This is a genomic window from Anaerobacillus sp. CMMVII (assembly GCF_025377685.1).
Taxonomy (GTDB): domain Bacteria; phylum Bacillota; class Bacilli; order Bacillales; family Anaerobacillaceae; genus Anaerobacillus.
This window is the reverse complement of the sequence record NZ_JACEHK010000018.1, coordinates 63,468-86,311: the sequence shown is the minus strand read 5'-3', so window position 1 is coordinate 86,311 and position 22,844 is coordinate 63,468. Positions and strand designations below refer to the sequence as shown.

At 35.5% G+C, this 22,844-nt stretch carries 24 protein-coding genes, 2 pseudogenes and 1 other annotated feature; of the genes and pseudogenes, 19 read left to right on the top strand and 7 right to left on the bottom strand.

All coding sequences use genetic code 11. From position 1 onward, the window contains the following. Positions 1 to 128: 128 nt before the first annotated feature. Positions 129 to 503 carry a Crp/Fnr family transcriptional regulator gene (locus H1D32_RS24085; protein WP_261180725.1) on the top strand — a complete coding sequence of 125 codons (375 nt, stop codon included), beginning with the start codon at positions 129 to 131 and terminating at the stop codon, positions 501 to 503. Beyond that, positions 500 to 838 (top strand): helix-turn-helix domain-containing protein, encoded by a 339-nt coding sequence (locus tag H1D32_RS24080; protein WP_261180724.1) that lies wholly within the window; start codon positions 500 to 502, stop codon positions 836 to 838. Before H1D32_RS24085 ends, H1D32_RS24080 begins: the two co-directional genes overlap by 4 nt. A 102-nt stretch (positions 839 to 940) precedes the next feature. On the opposite strand, the gene H1D32_RS24075 is transcribed toward H1D32_RS24080, so the two are convergent. After that, positions 941 to 1,480, bottom strand: a complete 540-nt coding sequence (locus H1D32_RS24075; protein WP_261180723.1) for a hypothetical protein — start codon at positions 1,478 to 1,480, stop codon at positions 941 to 943. A 317-nt stretch (positions 1,481 to 1,797) separates the two neighbouring features. Between H1D32_RS24075 and H1D32_RS24070 the strand changes: the two genes are divergently transcribed. The 5 genes from H1D32_RS24070 (at position 1,798) to H1D32_RS24050 (ending at position 5,014) form a co-directional block, all read left to right on the top strand. Beyond that, complete coding sequence (locus H1D32_RS24070) at positions 1,798 to 2,517, top strand: YwiC-like family protein (protein WP_261180722.1); 720 nt, start codon at positions 1,798 to 1,800, stop codon at positions 2,515 to 2,517. Between the two features lie 87 nt (positions 2,518 to 2,604). Then, positions 2,605 to 2,790 (top strand): YjzC family protein, encoded by a 186-nt coding sequence (locus H1D32_RS24065; RefSeq protein ID WP_129079626.1) that lies wholly within the window; start codon positions 2,605 to 2,607, stop codon positions 2,788 to 2,790. 223 nt (positions 2,791 to 3,013) lie between these two features. Further along, the gene (locus H1D32_RS24060; RefSeq protein ID WP_261180721.1) at positions 3,014 to 3,757 is read left to right on the top strand and encodes an alpha/beta hydrolase; all 744 of its coding nucleotides are present in this window, start codon (positions 3,014 to 3,016) and stop codon (positions 3,755 to 3,757) included. 149 nt (positions 3,758 to 3,906) lie between these two features. Continuing rightward, positions 3,907 to 4,827 (top strand): NAD-dependent epimerase/dehydratase family protein, encoded by a 921-nt coding sequence (locus H1D32_RS24055; protein WP_261180720.1) that lies wholly within the window; start codon positions 3,907 to 3,909, stop codon positions 4,825 to 4,827. A 13-nt stretch (positions 4,828 to 4,840) separates the two neighbouring features. Then, complete coding sequence (locus H1D32_RS24050; protein ID WP_261180719.1) at positions 4,841 to 5,014, top strand: hypothetical protein; 174 nt, start codon at positions 4,841 to 4,843, stop codon at positions 5,012 to 5,014. A 1-nt stretch (position 5,015) separates the two neighbouring features. On the opposite strand, the gene H1D32_RS24045 is transcribed toward H1D32_RS24050, so the two are convergent. Further along, a complete protein-coding gene (locus H1D32_RS24045) occupies positions 5,016 to 6,611 on the bottom strand; it encodes a peptide chain release factor 3 (RefSeq protein ID WP_261180718.1) in 1,596 nt (531 codons plus the stop codon). Between the two features lie 454 nt (positions 6,612 to 7,065). Between H1D32_RS24045 and H1D32_RS24040 the strand changes: the two genes are divergently transcribed. Together H1D32_RS24040 and H1D32_RS24035 are read left to right on the top strand one after the other, a co-directional pair. After that, complete coding sequence (locus tag H1D32_RS24040) at positions 7,066 to 8,019, top strand: BMP family ABC transporter substrate-binding protein (RefSeq protein ID WP_261180717.1); 954 nt, start codon at positions 7,066 to 7,068, stop codon at positions 8,017 to 8,019. A gap of 363 nt (positions 8,020 to 8,382) precedes the next feature. Beyond that, on the top strand, positions 8,383 to 8,712 hold the full coding sequence (locus H1D32_RS24035) for a hypothetical protein (protein WP_261180716.1): 330 nt from the start codon (positions 8,383 to 8,385) through the stop codon (positions 8,710 to 8,712). Between the two features lie 218 nt (positions 8,713 to 8,930). Here H1D32_RS24035 and H1D32_RS24030 read toward each other — a convergent pair whose 3' ends face one another. After that, on the bottom strand, positions 8,931 to 9,263 hold the full coding sequence (locus H1D32_RS24030; RefSeq protein ID WP_261180715.1) for a hypothetical protein: 333 nt from the start codon (positions 9,261 to 9,263) through the stop codon (positions 8,931 to 8,933). 232 nt (positions 9,264 to 9,495) lie between these two features. On the opposite strand from H1D32_RS24030, the gene H1D32_RS24025 reads away from it, so the two are divergent. Both H1D32_RS24025 and fabF read left to right on the top strand, forming a co-directional pair. Further along, positions 9,496 to 10,434 carry a beta-ketoacyl-ACP synthase III gene (locus H1D32_RS24025; protein WP_261180714.1) on the top strand — a complete coding sequence of 313 codons (939 nt, stop codon included), beginning with the start codon at positions 9,496 to 9,498 and terminating at the stop codon, positions 10,432 to 10,434. 35 nt (positions 10,435 to 10,469) lie between these two features. Beyond that, positions 10,470 to 11,710, top strand: a pseudogene (gene fabF, locus H1D32_RS24020) (beta-ketoacyl-ACP synthase II). Positions 11,711 to 11,757: 47 nt separating this feature from the next. Here fabF and H1D32_RS24015 read toward each other — a convergent pair. After that, on the bottom strand, positions 11,758 to 12,753 hold the full coding sequence (locus tag H1D32_RS24015) for an LCP family protein (protein WP_261180712.1): 996 nt from the start codon (positions 12,751 to 12,753) through the stop codon (positions 11,758 to 11,760). A gap of 681 nt (positions 12,754 to 13,434) precedes the next feature. Here H1D32_RS24015 and liaF point away from each other — a divergent pair. Genes liaF through H1D32_RS24000 form a run of 3 tightly spaced genes read left to right on the top strand, consistent with a single transcriptional unit; the run spans position 13,435 to position 16,002 of the window. Continuing rightward, positions 13,435 to 14,250 (top strand): cell wall-active antibiotics response protein LiaF, encoded by an 816-nt coding sequence (gene liaF, locus H1D32_RS24010; protein WP_261180711.1) that lies wholly within the window; start codon positions 13,435 to 13,437, stop codon positions 14,248 to 14,250. 1 nt (position 14,251) lies between these two features. Next, the gene (locus H1D32_RS24005; protein WP_261180710.1) at positions 14,252 to 15,376 is read left to right on the top strand and encodes a sensor histidine kinase; all 1,125 of its coding nucleotides are present in this window, start codon (positions 14,252 to 14,254) and stop codon (positions 15,374 to 15,376) included. Next, positions 15,373 to 16,002 (top strand): response regulator transcription factor, encoded by a 630-nt coding sequence (locus H1D32_RS24000; RefSeq protein WP_261180709.1) that lies wholly within the window; start codon positions 15,373 to 15,375, stop codon positions 16,000 to 16,002. Before H1D32_RS24005 ends, H1D32_RS24000 begins: the two co-directional genes overlap by 4 nt. A gap of 86 nt (positions 16,003 to 16,088) precedes the next feature. Here H1D32_RS24000 and H1D32_RS23995 read toward each other — a convergent pair whose 3' ends face one another. Both H1D32_RS23995 and H1D32_RS23990 read right to left on the bottom strand, forming a co-directional pair. Further along, complete coding sequence (locus tag H1D32_RS23995; RefSeq protein WP_261180708.1) at positions 16,089 to 16,457, bottom strand: Crp/Fnr family transcriptional regulator; 369 nt, start codon at positions 16,455 to 16,457, stop codon at positions 16,089 to 16,091. 157 nt (positions 16,458 to 16,614) lie between these two features. Next, positions 16,615 to 16,686 carry a cyclic nucleotide-binding domain-containing protein gene (locus H1D32_RS23990; protein ID WP_261180762.1) on the bottom strand — a complete coding sequence of 24 codons (72 nt, stop codon included), beginning with the start codon at positions 16,684 to 16,686 and terminating at the stop codon, positions 16,615 to 16,617. 314 nt (positions 16,687 to 17,000) lie between these two features. On the opposite strand from H1D32_RS23990, the pseudogene H1D32_RS23985 reads away from it, so the two are divergent. The 5 genes and pseudogenes from H1D32_RS23985 to H1D32_RS23960 all read left to right on the top strand — a co-directional run bounded on the left by H1D32_RS23985 (position 17,001) and on the right by H1D32_RS23960 (position 21,318). Then, positions 17,001 to 18,532 (top strand): annotated as a pseudogene (locus H1D32_RS23985) (DNA topoisomerase 3). Beyond that, entirely contained in the window at positions 18,522 to 19,073 is a 552-nt protein-coding gene (locus H1D32_RS23975; RefSeq protein WP_261180705.1) for a DNA topoisomerase, read from the top strand. Before H1D32_RS23985 ends, H1D32_RS23975 begins: the two are co-directional and overlap by 11 nt. 186 nt (positions 19,074 to 19,259) lie before the next feature. Next, complete coding sequence (locus tag H1D32_RS23970) at positions 19,260 to 20,102, top strand: DUF2268 domain-containing putative Zn-dependent protease (protein WP_261180704.1); 843 nt, start codon at positions 19,260 to 19,262, stop codon at positions 20,100 to 20,102. A 152-nt stretch (positions 20,103 to 20,254) separates the two neighbouring features. Continuing rightward, positions 20,255 to 20,464, top strand: a complete 210-nt coding sequence (locus tag H1D32_RS23965; protein ID WP_261180703.1) for a YuzI family membrane protein — start codon at positions 20,255 to 20,257, stop codon at positions 20,462 to 20,464. Between the two features lie 107 nt (positions 20,465 to 20,571). Continuing rightward, on the top strand, positions 20,572 to 21,318 hold the full coding sequence (locus tag H1D32_RS23960) for a YjbA family protein (RefSeq protein WP_261180702.1): 747 nt from the start codon (positions 20,572 to 20,574) through the stop codon (positions 21,316 to 21,318). 136 nt (positions 21,319 to 21,454) lie between these two features. Here H1D32_RS23960 and trpS read toward each other — a convergent pair whose 3' ends face one another. Further along, a complete protein-coding gene (gene trpS / locus H1D32_RS23955) occupies positions 21,455 to 22,441 on the bottom strand; it encodes a tryptophan--tRNA ligase (protein ID WP_261180701.1) in 987 nt (328 codons plus the stop codon). Positions 22,442 to 22,537: 96 nt separating this feature from the next. Next, positions 22,538 to 22,792 (bottom strand) — a binding site (T-box leader). Positions 22,793 to 22,844: the final 52 nt, after the last annotated feature.

Sequence of the window (22,844 nt, the reverse complement as noted above, 5' to 3'; positions counted from 1 at the left end):
ATATGTCCACAAATTAGACATAATATCTATATCTTTATTTATTTTTCTTTAAGTAACATTGATATAGTGTTAATATAATAATTAATACCATGTTTATAGAAAAATTTTTAAGAAGAGAGGTTTTCTTAATGGAAAAGAAAGAGCTGGAAATGAAGCGTTTCTTTAATGAGTTATCAAAAGAAAACCAAGACCTGCTATTATCAATTGGTTTAGAAATAACTGCCAAGAGCGGAACGTATTTGTTTTATGAAGGAGACTTTCCAGAAAATGTATTCTTAATTCGAGATGGTAAAGTACGCCTAAGTAAAATGACTGCTGATGGAAAAGAGTTCAGTGTTCATCTAAAGCAAAAAGATGAACTTGTAGGTGAAGTTGGTTTATTTAACGATATGTCTATAAGTGTAACAGCTGAGGTCGTTGAGGACGCAGTTTTAATTAAATTTGAAAGACCAGCACTTGAAGAAATTTTAGGCGTAATGGTGAGATTGCGGTTGCTTTTATGAAGTGGTTTGCAAGGCATACTCAATCAACACAAGCTAAATTCCGTGATTTAATTCTCTGCGGAAAAACAGGTGCATTTTATTCAACATTAATCCGTTTTAGCAATTCTTATGGAGTTAAATCTGAAAACGGTATATTAATTAATGTCCAATTAACAAATCAAGACATTGCCAATTATATAGGGACTACTAGAGAAAGTATCAATCGGATGCTCAATGACTTGAAAAAAGACAAGGTTATAACTGTTGATAAAGGGTTTATTACGATTAAAGACCTTGAATTCTTAAAAGACTACTTACATTGCGGTGATTGTCCAGTAGAAATATGTACGATCTAGGAAAAGACATGAATGCATTCATGTCTTTTTAATTTAGAAAATGCCTCGACGCATTGCAGAGAGAAATACTTAAAATTCTAGATTTCTCACTCTACATTACAATTAAAATTCCCCTGTTGGAATAATTCTTAAATGCTCACCTGTAAGTGTCTTTTCACCAGTTTTAGTGATTATGGTGCATTTAATAATTTTGAATTCATCAATAGTGTCTTCATCTTTTTCAAGCTCTAATAAAATCCCCTCAGCTAACAGTTGGGTTTCATTAAAAACTTGTACTTTTTGTCCTTCCATCGACACATGTTTTGCGCCTTCTAAAAACTGCATCCATTTATTCCAACCATGGTAAATGTATGCTTCATTGCCATCTTCTAAATAGCCCATTAATGCTAAATGATCATCAACTGTAGCGTGAATATTTTCAGCTATTGATTTAATCATTTTATGCAAGTGCTTGTATTGTTCAAAAGATAATTCTTTTGAAAATGTTAAATGGAGTTTTTTAGCTGTTGAGTCATGATTTATTGTGGCTTTATAGCCTAATTCAGTTAATACATAAATATTGTTCTCGTATTTAAACTTTAATCTTCGTAATGTCTCAAAGACTGGCTGGTTACCGTCATACAAAAACGTTACATGTAACAAATAGATCAACCCCTAGGTTATTAATATAGGCGTATTTCCACAGATTGTTGTTCTGCGATTAAAAGATTAGATATTCCACCAAGTATGGCTGGCATCTATTTTAACCTACAATCAGTAAGTTATTGAAAGCAACAATGTTTTACGAAAAGAGCCTTAACATAAAATGATCTTAACAAGAAAACGATATTGTCACAGTGTAAAATATCACAATTCTGTGAAAGGCTATGGTTATGTGAGAATAATCACTTAGAGTTACAAATTTTTTCTGTAAAATGAAGTTATAAATTAAAACTTCTCTTAAGAAGCGAGGGATTTAAATGAAATGGTTTATTCCAAGAGAACACGGAGCATGGGCGATGTTAATTGTGCCTTATTTAGTCGGCATGTTTGCAAGTAAGGTGACTTTGTCACATTTGATTTTCTTTGTGGGTGTATTAGCGTTTTACTTTGCTTCAGGACCATTTTTGGCATATATAAGAAAACCAACCCTGAAAAAACAAGTCGTGCCTGCGTTTATCATATATATTGCCATAGGATTGTTATTTACATTGCCGATCCTTTATATGTTACCTAATATTATCCTGATCGGTATCTTCATTATTCCATTTTTTCTTTTAAATATTGTTTTTGCAAAAATGAAAAAAGAACGATTATTTGTTAATGATCTATCAGCTATTACAGCATTGTCTTTCTTAGTATTAATTGCTTATTACATTGGAAATGGAACGGTTGAAGGAAAAGCATTAATTCTTATGTTAGTTACTATTATCTTTTTCACAGCTAGTGTTTTTCATGTAAAAACCTTGATTCGTGAAAGAGATAACATGGAATTTCTATGGAAATCTCATTTTTTCCATGGTATAATGATACCATTTATTATTTTATTAGGTTTGCCAATGGTAGCGATAGCTTTTTTCATTAGTACACTAAAGGCTTGGTTTATGCCAAAAACTCGGCGGTATAAACCGATTCAAATTGGCTTAATTGAAATCGCTAATAGTATCATATTTGTTGTCCTTATAGGAATGTTTAACTGAGTTAGCTAAATGTTCCTTAATAATTCTCCTGATATTATCCATATTAATAAAGAACTTAATATAGATTTGTAAGGAGTGACACTTTAAATGGGACAAAGTCGACAATTTACTCACGGTCAAAAAGCACCTAACAATGGTATTTATGTAGAAATTGGAGAAACAGGTGATATGGTACAAAATCCGAAAAGTGTAAAGCTTAAAGCTGGAGATTCTTTTCCTGAAACAAGTAATCAAAATCGAAAATGGACATATAAAAGTAAATTCGGACGGTAATATTGCTGGATTCGAGATGGTATTTTATTAATGATCCAATAGGAGAAATGAGCTTTGAAACAAATAACATGTTTCAAAGCTCATTTCTATATTGCTCAATAAAGCCGTTGTTTGAGTAATTTGTAGTTATTTGAACAATCTCTGTAAAAATAGGCATTGCCCTAGACAAACAAAAAATGTCCTTGCATACATTATTAAAGAAGTAACTATGCGAGGGATTGCTATGAAGATTAGAGAGAGATTTTTCTTAGTTGGAGAAGAGTGGACTGTCATTCATTTGCCTAACAGGCCGAATGGCTTTGCTATTATTATAATCGGAGATGTAAATCATTTTGTCCGAAACAATACAAGTTCTTGGCACCAGCGTCCGGATCAAGCTAAGTTTATTGAGGAGTTAAAACAAGCAGGTTATACGCTTGTTTATTCAAATTTATTCGGGAGACATTGGGGTAGTGATGAAGCTTGTAGACATGTTAAAAGACTTTATGATGATGTAATGAAGAAAGAAATTTTAAATAAAAAAGTTCATATTATTTCTGAAGGGATGGGAGCATTAGTAGCCGCGAAATTAATTCCCGAGTTAAAAGATGCCATCCGCTCAGTAGTGATGATTAATCCATGTTTAAGTTTAAAGGATTACTTTGATCAAGAAAAAAGTAATAAGCTATTTTATAAGCGTTTCTTAAAAGAGTTAAAGAAAGCCTATAATCTGGAGGAAATTGAACTTGAACAAATTATTTCGGAAATGGTGATTCATAATTATCAAAGGATGCCAATCCCGACGAAAATTATTCATTGCATGCATGCAACTCCTTATTCTTTACAAAGTCATGTTCGACCATACGAACAATTCTGTAACAAGGATGAAAAAAGTGTCGAGGTTTCAATTTATCTAAAATCAAAACCTTTTCATGAATTAGCAACACCTACTATTCAATTTCTAAAGAAGCATCAGCAGCAATTATAAACACCTTCTCTACTAGTATGAAGTGAGGAGGTGTTTATTTTGATAATCTCAAGCATAATCTGAGAGGAACTTGTACGGGTCGCCTCTGTACTAATTGGGCATTTTTCCTCATATGAATAATAAATGAAATCTAATGGGGGAGTTAAAATATGAATAAAATTATTGTTACTGGCGCCCTAGGTTTTATCGGCTTTTCTTTATGTCAACGACTTTTAGAAAAGGGCTTTGAAGTTATTGGCATTGATGGTATGGTGGAAGAAAACCTTACTGATTTATACGAAGAAAAACTACTATGGCTTGGAAGAAACTCTTCGTTTACTTTTCTAAATGAAAAGTTGGAAGAAGTAGATTTGAACGCAATATTTACAGATATAAATGTTGTTTACCACCTTGCTGCAGCAACGAGTAAAGATCGAAAGTGGAATGACCTTAGAACCACAATAGAAGATAATGTTGATGTAACAGGTAAGATTATCGCCGCTTGTGCTAACAGGATAAAACTCATCTTCACTTCTTCAACTCAAGTATACGGTGAAAGAACCGGAATAATAACAGAAAGAACTCCTTTAAACCCAAATACTCCTTATAGTCTGACAAAAATGGCGGCAGAATCACTAATAAAGGCTAAATGTAATGAATTTGCTGTTCCTTACGTAATATTCCGCCTACCAACAATTTATGGACCTTGGCAGAGAATTGATATGACATATAGCAAATTAATTGTTGAGCAAATGACTCATTCATCAAAAGTAATTGAGGATGATCGAGTGACGGAAGATATTTTGTATATTGATGATATTCTTGATACACTAGTAAAAGCAGGAATAGAGGAAAATTGTAAAAATGAAGTCTATAATATTGCTAGTGGAAAAGTAAATGAGTGGTATCGAGGAAAGGCGATCATTTGTAACGACTTCAGTATCATACCAACGGACCAGAGACTACAAGTATCAATAAGTAATGATAAAGTTGTCTCACAGTTAGGTTTCAAAGTCACCACAAACTTGGAAGATGGTTTAGCTGCACAAAAAGAACATATGCAAAGGTATAAGCATTTGTATGTTAAGTAATTAGGAGAGATTAATGAAAACAAAGCAAATTGTAATTGGTCTAGCAATATTTACGATTGTAACGATTATCCTTTTTTTATTAGCAAGGCAACTTTTTTCAGTAAGTGAACCAGTAAGCGTAGTTTTAGCTATAGCGGGGGGCCTTGTGGCAGAAATTTTATATAGAAAGAAAAAGCTAGGTCAGTGACCTAGCTTTCTTTTATAAATGAGTTCTCGAAGAATTTAATGTTTGGATATTTATCTTGTGCAGTTCTCATTTGGAAATCATTTTCAAAAAGTACTACGAGTCGATCGTCACGATCTTTAACTAAATTACGTTGGGTCCGAACAAACGCTTCAAGATCCTTTTTCTCACCAGACACCCATCTTGCATAGGAAAAAGGAAGTCGATCAAGGCGTATATCAACTTTATATTCGGCCTTTAAACGGTGTTCAAGGACCTCAAATTGGAGAACGCCAACTACCCCAACAATTTGCTGTTCAATAACCTTTTGATACGTCTGGAATAATTGAATTGCTCCTTCTTCTGTTAGCTGTCTAATACCTTTTTCATAGGATTTATGCTTTAAGGCATCTTTTACAGAAATTGCACAAAAGTGTTCGGGTGAGAAATGAGGCATTTCATCAAATTCAAATGATCCATCTTCAACGAGAGTGTCCCCGATGCGAAATGTTCCTGGATCAAATAAACCAATAATGTCTCCGGCGTACGCTTCCTCAACTGAACTTCTACTTTGTGCTAAAAACTGTGTTGGCTGAGCTAACCGTAGTGGTTTACCAAGTCTCACATGATTGACGGTCATGCCTTTTTTATAAATTCCTGAAGTAATTCTTAAAAAAGCAATTCGATCACGATGTGCTGGGTTCATGTTCGCTTGAATTTTGAATACGAAACCTGAGAATTTAGAGTCTAAAGGGTCAACGATGCCTTCATTACTTTTTCTTGGTGTAGGAGAAGGTGCCATTTCTAGAAAATGATTTAAGAAAGTTTGGACACCAAAATTAGAGATAGCACTACCGAAAAAGATAGGTGTCAATTGACCACTGTCAATAAGCTCTGAATCAAATTGATCTCCCGCTACATCAAGAAGCTCCATTTCTTCCCTAAATTGCTTTACTAAGGGTTCATCATTGATGACCTGATCAATGGTCGGATCAAGATAGCCATTAATTTCAATAATTTCTACTTTACTCGGATTTTGATGATTATATAATTCTAGACGATTTTTACTTCGATCAAATACAGCCTTGAAGTCCTGCCCCATCCCTATTGGCCAGTTCATTGGGTAAGATCTAATCCCTAATACTTCTTCGAGTTCTTCCATGAGCTCAAAAGGATCTTTTCCTTGGCGATCTAACTTATTAATGAACGTAAATATCGGGATTCCTCGCATTCGACAAACCTTAAATAACTTAATTGTTTGAGCTTCTACCCCTTTAGCAACATCAATAAGCATCGTTGCTGAATCCGCAGCTGTAAGTGTGCGATAGGTATCTTCACTAAAATCTTCATGCCCAGGTGTATCTAAGATATTTACATGGTAATCGTTATAGTGAAATTCCATGACCGAACTTGTTACAGAAATTCCGCGTTGTTTCTCAATTTCCATCCAATCACTTAATGCATGCTTCGAATTTTTTCTTCCTTTGACTGTCCCAGCTTCTCGAATTGCCCCACCAAAATAAAGTAATTTCTCTGTTAGTGTTGTTTTCCCTGCATCAGGGTGAGAAATAATGGCAAAGGTTTTTCTTGATTGAACCTCTTGTTCATAACTATGTTTCATAAATTTGTGCCTCTTTCTTAAAGAAATAACAATTTAATGATTTCATCATTCATTATTTTCGCTACGAAGTTCTAAATGTAGTTGCGTAAAATCCATTCGTAACGACATTTAGATTGATATAGCTCGGTTAAGGTGATTATGAAATTCAATCCATATTAAACATATTATTTCGTAGTTATTCATTTATAGTAATAGTAGAGTAATTACCCTCATGTATTTTATCACAAATTACAGGTAAGTTTTCTATTGCTTGATTTTATCATATTTAATATAGTGAAAAAAGGGGACTAGCAAATAACAACACTATTTGTTATTTTTAGTATATAATTAAAAGTAAGCGTTTTACTGTTATAGTTAGATTTAAACTATGAAACTTTTTGCTTTGCTGGCATTTTTGACCCGCTTAGGTTTTCTGATGTTTTTCCTAATCTCAAAAGGAGAGTGCTTATTACTTATGAATGTTATACGCATCACTGTTACGATATTCCTATGTTTATTCATTGTCGGTTGTTCAACAGTTACAGAAACAGAGGTAAGCCCAAAGGTTGGACTACTATTGCCTCACAATATCGATGATCAAGGCTGGAATACTAAGGGCTATGAAGGGCTCCTGAAAATTCACGCAAGCTTAAATGTTGATGTCTTTTATAAGGAAGAGATTAATTCAAAAGAAAAAGCAGAATTGGCAGTAGCAGAATTTGTTGATTCAGGTGTGAATTTGATTTTTGGACACGGGCAGTTATTTGCGCCATTTTTTATGGACTTGAAAGATAAATATCCTAATATACACTTTATCACTTTTAATGCCGATGTTCACGGTGATAATATTACTAGCCTACACTTTGAAGGTTATTCAATGGGCTTTTTCGCTGGAATGCTGGCAAGTGAAATGTCCGAAGCGAACACAGTTGGAGTCTTAGCAGCATTTCCATGGCAGCCGGAGGTTGATGGTTTTATTGATGGCGCTTTGTATCAAAATAGCAACGTTGAAGTAAAGGTAGAATATGTTTCAAGTTGGGTTGATATTGAAAAAGCCTTAAATTTATATAATCAAATGGTAACAGATGGTGTTGATGTTTTTTATCCGGCTGGTGATGGCTACCATGTTGCTATAATTGAAGAAGTAAAAAAGCATGGTTTATATGTCATTGGTTTTGTTGGAGATCATTCTGATTTAGGTCAATCGACTGTGTTAACCAGTACAATTCAACATGTAGACGATCTTTATGAATTAGTCACTTCAAAGTTTCTTAAAGGCGAGCTAGGGACTGGAAATAAATATTATGACTTTGCTGAGGGTGTTATCACACTTGGTAACTACAGTCCGGAAGTGCCTCTAGAACTACAGAATAAGATAGACACAGCTATCAATACATACATCGAAACTGGTAAATTACCAAATGAATAGGAAATGTAGAATGTAGAATGTAGAATGTTGAAAGCATTAGATTAGGTGCTAAAAACATTTTCATTCTGCATTTTTTTGTTTTCTTGCGGAAGTTGTAGTAGTAAAATTTTCCATCAACCAGTTTTTTTCACAACAGGTTAGTACTTCAAACCCACCACTTACCCCCGTCATCCTTGTAAAAGAGGCGTTTGCCCTCCTCGAAAAGTCATTTGGACATACTCAGAACGGGACAGATACACATATGATGATACAGACCTAGAGGTAACAGTAGTCTTAGTTACTATATATCTACTTGTTGATAATAAAAACTAAGGCAATGCTTAACTTTAGCTGAAAGCCAAACTTTTAAGGAGGCTTAGATATATGTATCCTGGATATTACCCAATGATGAGAGGTTTTGGGCATCGCTCACATCAACACCATCCTTCCCATCACCACCATCATGGTGGAGGAAGCTCACCTGTGTTACCATTTTTAGCTGGCTTAGCAGGAGGCGGTTTGTTGTTTAGTGCGTTATCAGGGCCAGGAGGCGGTTTATTTGGCTCTTCACCAACTCCATATGGTCCAGGTCCATATGGAGGTCCACCACCGTACGGTCCTAGCCCATACCCGTATAACCCAGGCTTATATGGTCCATCACCATATGGTCAAATGCCATATGGTCCCGGACCTTTTGGGCAATCTGGCTATTAAATAGTCGTAAGATAAGGATGACTCTAGAGTCATCCTCTTTTTTTGTATTTGGCTGTTTATAAGGCTTTTTCGTAAACATTGTTGTTGTTTAATTGTTAATGTGTTATATCAGATCACTTGCCTTACTTAGCAAGTTAGAAGGTGCCTGGTATTTTTACAGTCAGTAAAGAAGAGTCCAACCTAGCTTTCATGATTTACGGTATAAGACTTTCCTTGATTTACTTTTTTTCATTGAAACCTTTAAATAGATCAAATAACGGACTCAGTTTTTTTAGAGTTGGTCCTAATTTATTTGCATAGTCCATTAAGGAGTCAAATTGTTGCATCATTTGTACTAGGTCCAGTTGTGGTTGATCATGACTATTTTCGGTGTGACTTAGTTGTCCATTATTTTTCTGAACTTGATTTTGTTGGATTTGAGTTTGTTCTTCAGGTGCGTCTGTAGACGTCGATTTCTGCTGTTCTATAGTTTTGGATCCTTGTGGTGGCGGCCCAAACATTAAGCTATCAAAAAAGTTTCTACCTTGACCTTCTTGCTTATTATCTTCCATATTTTCACCTCCAGCGAAAAGATTTGTACAATATAAAGCTATGTTAGCTTTATAAGGAGAGTGTCAGAGCCATGTGCCCGAATTTTTTTACCAGTCAAATAGTAGACAAAGCCAAACAGATGAATTAAAATTAGTATCAGGTCATAATATTAAGTAGTATAAAAAATGTATAAACATTAAAACTAATAATTTATTTTAGGAATATGTAATTTTGATAAGGAGGACGCTAAAGATGGTTAATGTAGGTATACTTGGTATGGGCTCCTATTTAGCAGATAATATTGTCACAAACTTTGATTTGGAAAAAAGAATGGATACATCCGATGAGTGGATAAGAACAAGAACAGGTATTGAGGAACGCAGATTTGCTCCAGAACATCACGATACTTCACATATGTCCTATCTAGCTGCAAAGGAAGCGTTAGAGCAAGCGAATATTAATCCAGAAGAACTAGATTTAATTATTGTAGCTACAGTCACGCCTGATCGACCTTTTCCGTCTGTATCGGCAGTTATACAAGAGAAACTTGGTGCCAAAAATGCAGCAGCTATGGATGTAAGTGCAGCATGTGCCGGCTTTATTTATGGAATTGTTACAGCTAAACAGTTTGTTCAAACAGGTGATTATAAGCATGTATTAGTTGTGGGAGCTGAAAAGCTATCAAAGCTTATGAACTGGGAGGATCGAAATACAGCAGTTCTGTTTGGAGATGGAGCAGGTGCAGCCGTATTGGGTCCTGTCTCAAAAGATAGAGGGATATTAGCTTTTGAGTTAGGTGCTGATGGTACAGGTGCTGAACATATAACTCAAGAAGGGCAATTCCTTACTATGAATGGAAGAGAAGTGTTTAAATTTGCCGTTCGTCAAATGGGTGAATCGGCATTAAATGTAATTCAAAAGGCTGGGTTAACAAAGGAAGATGTAGACTTTCTTGTCCCACATCAAGCAAATATTCGAATTATGGAAGCCTCAAGGCAAAGGCTTGAACTCCCTGAAGAAAAAATGTCAAAAACAGTTCATAAATATGGTAACACCTCTTCTGCATCAATTCCTATGGCACTTGTTAACGAACTGAACAATGGGAAAATTAAGGACGGAGATATTGTTGTATTAGTTGGGTTTGGTGCTGGACTAGTATGGGGTTCAGTCGCAATACGTTGGGGTAGGTAATAAATAAGCAACTATTATAAAGGAGAGAATTTGAAATGAAGCAAAATCGCGTTGTTGTTACAGGTTTAGGAGCGGTAACACCTTTGGGAAATAGTGTTGCAACTACTTGGGAAAATGTAATTGCAGGAAAATCAGGAATCGGGAAACTAACTAGAGTTGACCCAACACAATTTCCAACCGTTGTTGCAGCTGAGTTAAAAGATTTTGACCCTGGTGTCTTTATGGATAAAAAAGAAGCAAGAAAGATGGATCGTTTTACACAGTATGCTGTGGCAAGTGCGTTAATGGCAGTCGAAGACGCTAAATTAGAAATCAATGACTCAAATGCAGATCGTATAGGTGTTTGGATTGGATCAGGCATTGGCGGAATGGAGACGTATGAACAACAATTTTCTATCTTTCTAGAAAAAGGTCATCGACGTGTAAGTCCTTTTTTGTACCAATGCTTATACCTGATATGGCAGCAGGTCAAGTATCCATTACACTAGGCGCTAAAGGCATAAATTCGTGTACAGTTACAGCTTGTGCATCTGGAGCAAATTCAATTGGTGATGCTTTTAAGGTAATAGAACGCGGTGATGCTGATGCTATGATTACCGGAGGATGTGAAGCACCAATTACAAATATGTCAATGGCAGGCTTTAGTGCGGCTAAAGCTTTATCGACAAATCCAGACCCAGCAACAGCAAGCCGTCCTTTTGATTTAAATCGAGATGGTTTTGTTATGGGTGAAGGTGGAGCAATCATTATTCTAGAATCGTTGGAGCATGCCCAAAAACGTGGAGCGAAAATCTATGCAGAAATCGTTGGATATGGGGCAACTGGAGATGCGTATCATATAACTGCACCAGCTCCTGAAGGTGAAGGTGGGGTTAGGGCGATGCGTATGGCATTAAAGGATGCTGGACTATCCCCAGAAGATATTGATTACATGAATGCACATGGTACAAGTACTCATTATAACGACAAATATGAAACATTAGCAATTAAACAAGTGTTTGGTGAATATGCAAATAAACTAGCTGTAAGCTCTACAAAATCTATGACAGGTCACCTTTTAGGTGCTGCTGGTGCTGTAGAAGCAATATTCTCAGTTAAAGCAATTGAAGATAGCATCATCCCACCAACAATTAATTACGAGACACCAGACCCAGAATGTGATTTAGATTATGTGCCAAACAAAGCTAGAAAACAGGAAGTTCGTGCTGTACTAAGTAATTCATTAGGTTTTGGTGGTCATAATGCAACATTAGTATTTAAAAAATATAGCGAATAAAGAAGAAAGAGGATGACATATAGGTCATCCTCTTTCTTATAGATTGCTTATTGTACATCTAAAGTGTTTAACTCTAAAAATTCATGAATTGCCTTTTTATTTATTTCCATGTCCAATTCCAGAACTGCGCCAGCATGGCTGTAGCGTGAGTCTATATAAGAGCCTTGGGTGGGGATTGTAAGTGTTTCAACTTGATCAATTGGGTTTAAAAAGAAACTTCGACCGTAATCTAGAAAATGTTTGTTTTGAATGTTAGTCGTAATGTAGGGTTCAACGGCACCTAATAATGTCGGTAGTCTGGTTACGCCTGAAAAGGTAAGAAGTTCATCTTTTAATTTTGAAAGTATTTCTTGTTGGCGGCGAACCCTTCCAAAGTCATTTTCTCTATCACTACGGAAGCGTACATAATTTAATGCTTCTTTTCCGTCTAATCGTTGTATTCCAGGCTCAAAATTAATATACACATTGCCGGTAACATCTTGGTAGAACATTCTTCGTTCTATGTCAACTTCAATTCCGTCAGGTGAAATAATATCAACAACTCTTTCGAAACCATTAAAGTCTATGGAAGCGAAATAATGGATATCAATATCAAAGTTTTCTTTAATTGTTTGTCTTAGAAGCTCAGGTCCTCCAAAAAAGAAAGCTGTATTAATTTTATTGTCACGATACCCAGGGATGGAAACATAACTATCCCTCATAAGTGAAATTAGTTTCACTTTACCATTTTTCGGTTGGTATTGAGCAACTATGATTGTATCTGTTCTAGCAGGGCCATCCCCTTCACTGTCCACACCAATTAAGAGTATATGGATATGATCAGCGATATCATGGTCCCCCTTAAAATCTATATTCTCAGTTCCTTGTTGCTTGCCATTGTTTTCTTCAATGACCCGTAATGATTCTTTTCTTGCTTTTTCGTATTGATGGTTTGTATAAGCAAAAGCAGAGAAAGCTAGTAATATCATAATTAAGATTGTTAATATAATAACTTTGCGTTTAATTGTTTTGTTTTTTACACTCTTATTATCACTACTCCCCAACCTAGAACCACTCCTTTCAGCATACAAACTAGATTATAGCAGAAAAGTGGCTATTTATGTAGAAACAATCATTAATTGTAGAAGAAAAATCAGCCTCTAGTCTGAGAAAAAAACCAACCGATGTCGGTTAAATGAGAGTAAAATAGGTAGTATTATTAGTACAAGGAAAAATACATGAGTTAATGAGGACGTTATCAAAGAGAAAAATGCATAAATGAAAGCAAAGGAATGGTAAAATTAGATGATGTATTTTTTAATTAGGCTGTCTTCTCAAAATGTCTAGCTCCTAGACCCTCGAGGTCAGTAGCTTTTGTCGGGGCTACCCGGGAGAAAGTACACTACACTTTTTTCTCAGGGCGCTAGCGCTTTTCTAAGTAGTTTAAGAAAGCATAAATTTCAACGTAATAACTGTCTAGCTCCAATACACATCAGTGAAGTTACTTCATTGCAGGTTTTGCGACGAGTAAACGTAGTGACGCAGGAGCAGTGCCCAGCCCCTCGAGGTCAAATAACCTTCGTTCACTTAAATGCTGCCTCTGTGGTCCAGTAGGTCCTCGAGGCAAAGCTACATGTAGTAACTCTAGAAGTAACACATGTTGTGAACGAGGTCAGTAGCTTTTGTCGGGGCTAAGCAGGGCGATTGCGCTTTTCTTAAAAAATATATGAAAATGAGGAATTAATATGGCAAAAAAAATGATCGGGTTGCTGATATTCGCTGTAGGAGTTTTGTTTCTGTTAACAAATGTAGGGGTAATCGAGATGACGATGGTCACCTTCTTTTCTACTTATTGGCCAGTGCTAATTATTTATTTTGGCCTTAGGCAAGTTTTACGAGGTCTAATTTATTTTACTAGGAAGCTCAGAGATGGGATGTGGCGAGTCAATAAATTATTTTGGGGATTGCTCATATTAGCTATCGGAATTATATTGCAAGGAAATAAGTTAGATATCTTTGCGATTAGCGCTGGACAATTTTGGAGCTGGACATGGCCGATATTAATAATTTACTTTGGTCTATCAATTATTTTTAACCGAAGATCTGACTTAATTGTTGTTGATCTAAGTGGTAAGGATGCTGCAGATATGGAGGACGTATTAACAAAAAAACGAAAAGGAATATCAAATTTTAATAGTAGAAAAACACTTATCGGTGATATTCGCCTCGGTAAGACTCCATGGCAAATTGAAGAATTGCAAACTTGGGTTGGAATAGGAGATATTTCCGTTGATTTATCAACAGCGATGTTGGAAGACGGAGAAAACTTAATTAATTTATCAGGAGGGATAGGTGATATTAAAATACTAGTTCCTGATAACCTGCCGGTAAAAATAAATGTCGATGTTAAGCTTGGGGACGTAAAAGTCTTTGAGAATAAACAATCTGGAACCAATAGGTTTGTATCCTACGTGAGTGAAAACTATGCTTTAGCAAACAAGAAGGTTGCGATCTATGTTCAACTTTCAATTGGGGATGTTAAAGTAAAGCGAGTGGATTAAGATGGAAAAAAGAGACAGGAAACTATCAGGAATTCAGTGGCAATTTTTAAAAAATCAATGGAGAATTGTCATGTTAAGTAGCATCATCTTTAGTTTAGGTATTTTGGGTTTAGCGACCATCATTCAATATTCCCCTAGGCTAACTAAACTTTTACCAAATGAAAACATGTTATTTACGAATGCCTTTTTTATGTATCTCTTACTAGCAACTCTCTATGTTTTTCTAATCAATGTGGTGGTTTCATTTTTGTATAGTTATCCTTTTGCTAAATATGTAAAAAATCAAACGGAAAAGCTGATTGATGCTGCTAATTCTTTTACACGAGGGAAGCTTGCATCACGTGTCCATATTCAAGGTGAAAATGAGTTCTCAGAGCTATCGTTGCGTTTTAATGCCATGGCTGAACATTATGAGAAACAGGTCTATACGTTGCAGAAGCTTTTAAGTGAGAATTCAATATTAATAGAGCAAGCAGAACAGGCCGCTTCTTTAGATGAAAGAAGGAAATTAGCGAGGGATCTCCATGATGCGATTAGTCAACAGCTTTTTGCGATCTCAATGACTATGGCAGCACTTCCTAAACTAATCATAAAAAATCAACAACAAGCAATGGTTGTATTAGGTGATGTTGAAAAAATGGTCAATAATGCACAACAGGAGCTTCGCGCGTTAATTATGCATTTAAGACCAGTAACTTTAGATGGTAAATCCTTTGAAGAAGGAATGAAGGCTTTATTTGAAGAATTAAAAGTAAAGAACAAACACTTAACTCTGCAACTTAATTTTAGTCAGATAGGAGCGTTACCTTCAAAAATTGAAGATCAATTATTTCGTATCATTCAAGAAGCTATTTCTAATATGCTACGCCATTCAAAGGCATCTATCTTCCGAATGGAAATTTACGAAAAAGGTGAACGACTTTTTATTATTCTTGAAGATAATGGGGTAGGGTTTGTAGTTGAAAATGTTGAAAATAAAGGGTCTTACGGCTTATTAACCATGAAGGAACGAATGATAGAACTTGGTGGAAATTTAACGATCCTCTCTTATCCTAATAAAGGAACAAAGCTCGAACTAAGAGTTCCATTAAGATTAAATTTAGAAAAAAAGGAGGAAAACTCGTGACCGATAAAATAAAAGTATTGATTGTTGATGACCATGAGATGGTGAGAATGGGACTAAAAACATTTTTGAGCTTAGAAGAAAGGATTGAAATTATTGGTGAAGGTTGTAACGGTGAGGAAGCTATTAATCTTGCACTCGAACTAAAACCAGACGTAATCTTAATGGATTTAATGATGGAAAAAGTGGATGGAATTGAAGCGACAAAGCGAATTACGAGTACCAATCCCGAAATCAAAATTATTGTCCTGACGAGTTTTATTGATGATGAGATGGTTTTTCCAGTCATTGAGGCAGGTGCCTTTAGCTATATATTAAAAACAACAAGTGCCAGTGATATTGCAATGACGATAGAAAAAGCAATGAAAGGTGAACCTACAATTGAAGGAAAAGTAGCTAGTTTAATGTTCAATCGTATGAAAGAGAAGCCTAAACATGAATCGTTAACAAGACGAGAAAGAGAAGTGTTAACTCTATTAGGCGAAGGGAAAAGTAACAAAGAAATTAGCGAGGAACTTCACATAGGTATTAAAACTGTGAAAACCCATGTTAGTAACATTCTTTCAAAGTTAGAACTTTCCGATCGAACACACGTTGCAATCTACGTGAACAAGCACATTAGAAATTAAAAGCATTTTCATAATGTTTTTCTGTTTCGAGTAGATTTCAAAACATCTAGTGATGTAGATTCACCTTTTATTTAGTTTTTGTTCGTTTAAATGGTACAAATTTCAACAGGACATTTCCCACAACGGAGATGGTTCTTTAAATAATCAAGGTCTTTAATAAGGATACTACCATTTAAAAAAGCAATAATATTATCCTTCTTTAAATCTTGCAACATTCTGTTTGCAGTTTCCCTGGAAGTACCGATGTAATTAGCGATATCCTGGTTTGTGAGCTTTACATTTATAAGGATATCGTTATGATACCTAACTCCATAAGAATTACTGAAGCGGATAAGGATTGAATAAAGCGCTCCCACTTTCCCATAAAGAAGAAGATCTGAAAACTTGGCTTGTGTTGATTGAGTATTTCTGGCAAACAGCTTTATAAAGGATACGGCAATTTCCCCATTTTGCACGAATAAAGCTTCCAAGTGATCCCGATTAAATTTTACAAGCCTAGAATCTTCAACTACTTCTGCAGTCATACTAACAGACATATCGTTAAATAACTAAATTCCCCAACAATATCATCATCCTGTTTCAAATGAAGAAAAAACTTCTTATGGTCAATCGTCATTTGCTTAATCGTACTTTCCCAGATCTTATTAAGTAAATGCTTCTTGCTTCATCCCCCTCATAAAACAAGGTTGTTCCTTCTCTGACAAACGTTTTCTACACCATTTTGTATCAAAATATCTTGATTTTCTTTTGATAACTGTTTAAAAAAAGGTGTAATTTCGACTGTTTTATTCACTCCCCTGTCACCCCTTATACAGCACTAAAAAACTCCCCAATTATTAAATTCATAGATTTGACACAATTTAAGAATAACACAAATTTGTAAAAGTTGAATGGATCCTCGATACTTTGAATGTAAGACTTACCATTTATTTTAGATTTTGCGAGATTTAATAAAAACGCGTAAGATAATAAAATGAACTAGAAATGAGGTTTTTTTTATGAAACTACTAATTGCCGAAAAACCAGACCAAGGCTTCGCGTTAGTTTCCCAATTTAAAACAAGAAAACAAGATGGCTATATTATTATAGAACCAAATAAATGGTTTCCTAATGGTGGGTATTGTACGTGGGCTGTGGGACATTTACTTCAGCTAGTTTCTCCCGAAACTTATAATCCTACATGGAAAAAGTGGACAGTAGCCAATTTGCCGATCATCCCAGATAAATTTCGCTATGAAGTTGTGAAAGCGAAAAATAAGCAATATCAAATTATTAATAAATTGCTACGTAGCAAAGAGGTTACTGAAATCATACACGGCGGTGATGCGGGGCGTGAAGGTGAACTCATTATTAGAAGTATCGTTCAAGAAAGTGGAGTTAAAAAACCAATGAAACGTTTGTGGATCTCTTCGTTAACTCCAAAAGCAATTCTTGATGGCTTTGATCAATTGTTAGACGAAGAAAATACAAGAAGTTTGTATTATGAGGCGTACACGAGAGCTTGTGCAGATTGGTTAGTTGGAATGAATGCCTCAAGAGTCTATTCGATCCTTTTGAAAGACAGAGGAATTAGTGATGTATTTTCTGCGGGGAGAGTCCAGACTCCTACCCTAGCTCTTATTGTGAAGAGGGAGCTAGATATTGAACAGTTTCAGTCAAAGTTATTTTGGGAAGTTATTGCAAAGTTTTCTATAAACGGAAAAGAATACGAAGGGAAATGGGAACAAGATAACAATTCAAGAATTGAACAAGAAGAGTTAGCAAGTAAAATAGCCGCATTTTGTGAAGGAAAGACTGCAGAAATATTTCAAGCAGAGAAAGAGCGAAAGAAATTCGAGCCACCACTTCTCTTTAATCTCTCAGCACTTCAAGCAACAGCTAATAGTGTTTATAAATTTTCACCGCAAAAAACCTTGGATGTATTGCAAAAGTTATATCAAAAAGGAATTGTCTCTTATCCAAGGTCGGATTCAAATTATGTAACGGAAGGTGAAGCTGAAACTTTTCCACAAATATTGCAGAAGCTAAGTAAGTTTACTCAATATGCTGAATTCTTTCCAACCCCTGTTAACTCATTACTGAACAACAAGCGCTACGTAAATGATAAAAAAGTAACCGATCACTACGCGATTATTCCTACTGAACAAGTTAAGGACCCAGATAAGCTTGCAAGTGATGAAGCGAAGATATATGACTTGGTCGTTCGTCGCTTGATTGCTGCCCATTTTCCAGCAGCTATTTTTGATTATTCTACGGTTGTAACATTGGTAGATAACGAGCGAAATTTGTCTCTAAAGGTAAACAACAAATTACCGATGGGTGGAGAAAAGTGGTCTTTACGAAAGAAGACGACAATGATGTAATATTACCTGTACTTGACGAAGGAGAACAAGGAATAGTAACAACAGTTCAGGTAAAAGAGGGGAAAACACAGCCACCAAAACGATTTACAGAAGGGCAGTTAATAACGTTAATGAAAACAGCAGGTAAGTATTTAGATAACGAAGAGTTAGAGAAAGGTGCTGAATAAAACTGAGGGCTTAGGGACAGAAGCGACTCGAGCGGGGATTATTACCATGCTTAAAGAACGAAACTATATCGAAGTCGTGAAAAATAAGGTTACTGCTACAAAGAAAGCTAAAATTCTAATAGAGGCATTAGGGGAAAACATTCTAGCTTCTCCGGAAATGACTGCAAAGTGGGAGCAACGTCTAGCTGAAATTGGCCAGGGAAAAGCATCCCCTGCAACCTTTATGGAGCAAACAAAGAAATTAACTCAAAAAATTATAGATGATGCCACTAATAATGCAAAGGAATGGAATATAGCTGGCCTAGAATATGAAGTGAAAAGTAAGTCAACTTCAAAATACACATTAGGGAAAAAACTTGGTAAATGCAAGCTATGCGATGGTGATGTTATTGATAAGGGGAAGGTTTATGGGTGTTCAAACTATAAAAAAACATCATGTAGTTTTATCATTTCCAAAACAATATTAGGAAAAAAAACTCTCAGCTTCAACAATATCAAAATTGCTCAACTCGGGAAAAACAAGTGTACTGAAAGGATTTAAAAGGGAGAAAAAACATTTGATGCAACACTTGTCTGGGATGAGGCGGGTAAAAAAATAAGTTTAGAGTTTACCGTATAGAGTATAGTAAAACTACTAAATAGTTAGAAGCCATCCTTAAAAATCAATGTGGCATCTCCAATCCACCAACATACCTATAGATAGTAGGAAATGTTGGAGGTGTGTTAAGTGGGTGTTGCAAAATCTAACTTATTGGTAAGAGAATTTATCAAACGCAGAAAAGAAATTTCATCGATGCAATACTTTCAAATTCAACGAGATATTCTTTGTGAACCAATAGCAGAGCATTTTGAAGAATTCAATGCTACTCAACTTCATAAGTATTTTTTGGAAAATGGAATGTTTTACCCTGATGCGAAAATACATGAAGAATTGAAACTACTTGAAAAAAAGCGTGTTTGGGAAATACTTCAAACCCATTATGATAAATTAAGAGAATTATGGGGAGGAGAAGACGCCAATATTTATGTTTTTCCAGCGGAAAGAAGAAATGAGATCGTTATGAAAGACTTAAAGGGAAAAATGGGCGTTAGTTTCCACCATGTTATCTTGTTATTCTTAACTAAGGAGTTAACAAAAAGTGAAATTCAAGCATTATTAACCCATGAATATAACCATGTTTGTCGACTTGCCACCTTACAAAAAAAATTCCATGAATTAACATTATTAGATTCGATTATTATTGAAGGGTTGGCAGAGGTGGCGGTTGAACTAACAGTCGGCGAGACAGTGTTAGCACCTTGGGTATCGATGTATACGAAAGAGGAACTTCTCCCTTACTGGCTGCGAGTGAAAAGATATCTAGACACGAAAGGAAAAGATAAGCATGATCGATTTTTGTATGGCGACTACTCTGGTCGTGGATTTCCAAAATGGTTCGGTTACAGTGCAGGTTACTTAATTGTTAAAGCTTACTTAGAAAAGAATAATAAAATAACAATGAAAGATCTGCTGAAAATAGATACAAAAGAAATCTTAAAAGCTTCAGAATTTGGTCAAGAACTACGCTAAATATGGTGAAGAGAAGTATTTATAACTTCTCTTTATTTTTTTTAGAGGATTTTGTTGTTTTTAGCAGAAATAATTATATGTAGTCAATAACCTGAAAAGGGAGGAAAACATATGCCAAACGTTAAACTGCAAGTATGTTTGAGGGACAAGCTGTGATTTTTCGCTTCTTTCTGTTGTTAATTGGCTTTGGACTTGCTGTATCTGGTGGTGTTAGCATGATTGCTTACTTAAACTATGTGACAGCAGGGTATACTTTTGTCTATTATTTAAAATTTATTGCTTTAAGAGTAGAATTTCACCTATTTCTGATTGGTTTTATTATGATATTAATTAGTATTTACATCCCGGCTTCCAAGAGATAAAAAAGAGTTTAAACAAAAATAAATCTCGAATTAATAATAGTGGAATAAATTTCCTCACCTATGCCCATACTGTTTGTACAACATTCTTAGAGCAAGGGGGCTTGGTGATGGTCCACATTCGGGATGTATGGATCAACTGGTTTGAAGGCGAAGAAAATGGGTATAATGTCTGCGAATTTTTTGAATGGCGTAAGGATGACAAGATTGAGTTACTTGATCAGGTTGTTATCATTAAGGTAACAAGTAAGTTGTTCGATTACATAGAAAATAATTTAGCAGAACTACCTGAAGAGCTACTAAACACCGTTTACCAACAAAGCTTTCAAAGAAAAAACAATCAACGAATTCAGCTAGACTATTGCTTTATTGCTACCGATGGTAAAAAAGTACTTGCAGTTGATACGTTGGGTTATCAAACACCGATTAGAAAAAGCAGACTAATGCCTAGACAAGAGGAAATTGTCCTCGAATTGGCCATGAATGAGTATGTAAAAGATTATTACGTCGAGTACATTGATTTGCCAAGAGAACATCACATATTGTCGCCAGACCCAAAATTAATGAGCGGTCTTATCCGAAAAGAACGACAATTAAAGCAACTTTTGTTTATGGTATTAGATCAATTATACTCTACGAATAATGTAGCAGAGGTCCGGTATTGGTATACTGAGTGGGCACCTGCAAATTATGAACGCATTCAACAAATGAATTTTGAAGAAGCATGGCATGGACTTTTTGACGAACTGAAATATGGGTGGACAACTTATCATTATCAGCTTTGTGAACGAATGGTAAAAGGCCAGCCTTTTTTCGAGAAAATATGGGAACTCCAACATGCAGAAAGTGTGAAATAACAAAAGAACGAAGACTAATGTCTTCGTTCTTTTGTTGTTTCAATGCAATTTGCAATTTAGAATTTAGATAGCTGATAGCTATAGCTTCGAAGCAACTCACACACCAACTCAAAACTCTACACTCTTAACTCAAAACTTATCTCTTCCGTCCTAACCCCATTGCTCGTTTGGCTTTAGCTAGCGTTTTTGAAGCAACTTGGTTTGCTTTTTCGGCTCCTAAATCTAAAATGTCATCTAATTCCTTTGAATCAACTATTTGGTTGTAGCGTTCTTGAATTGGCTGTAACGTACTAACCACTGCTTCACCAACGGCTTGCTTAAAGTCGCCATAACCAATTCCAACAAACTCTTTTTCTAATTCTTCAATTGATTTACCTGAACAAAGTGAATAGATGCCTAAGAGATTAGAGATCGCTGGTTTATTTTCTTTATCATATTTTACGATTCCATCAGAATCTGTAACCGCACTTTTAATTTTCTTAATAATCGTCTTTTCTTCATCAAGCATCGAAATATAACTTTTTTGATTTGGATTTGACTTACTCATTTTTTTAGTTGGATCGTTGAGTGACATAATTCTTGCACCAACTTTAGGAATTCGAACTTCTGGAATAGTAAAGATTTCATTATATTTTTTGTTGAAACGTTCTGCTAAATCGCGTGTTAACTCAAGATGCTGCTTTTGGTCTTCACCTACAGGAACAATATCCGTATTATAAAGCAAAATATCAGCAGCCATTAATGGTGGATAGGTTAGTAGTGCGCTTGAAACAGCTTCTTTACCATCTGATTTATCTTTAAATTGAGTCATTCTTTCTAATTCACCAATATAAGCTACACATTGCATCATCCAACCTAGTTGTGTGTGGGCACTTACCTCCGATTGAATAAAAAGTGTTGATTTGTTTGGGTCAATTCCGACGGCAACATAAAGGGCTGCTAGACTTCTAATGTTTTTGCGCAGTTGAATTGCATCCTGTGGAACAGTAATCGCATGCTCATCAACAATACAGAAATAGCAATTATGATCGTTTTGCAACTCAACAAAATGCTTCATTGCTCCTAAATAATTTCCTAATGTCAATGTTCCACTCGGTTGAATTCCTGAAAATATTGTCTTCATCTTATTTCTCCCTTTCTAATCTGAAATTAATAATAAGAACACATAAGCCTATTCGTTAGTTCTAGGAAAACACAAAAAGGCCCACTCATCCCTTACAATAGGGACGAATGGACCGCGGTGCCACCCTAATTATTCTAATATTACGTAGAATCACTTATAACCGTACAGTTGATAGTGTATACGGCGTCCAAGATAACGTTAGGACGTACGCCAAAGCCTACTAGAACGAATCTGTTGTTCGGTTTGGATGCTCAAAAGCCCATTCCATCAGGCCGCTACTATCTGTGTTCCACCAATCACAGACTCTCTAAAAGTTTAGCAAGATGTACTTTTCTTTATCATCGCAGTTGTAATAGTAATTTTTTTCTAATTATACTTAACCATATCCAAAAAAGCAAATAGG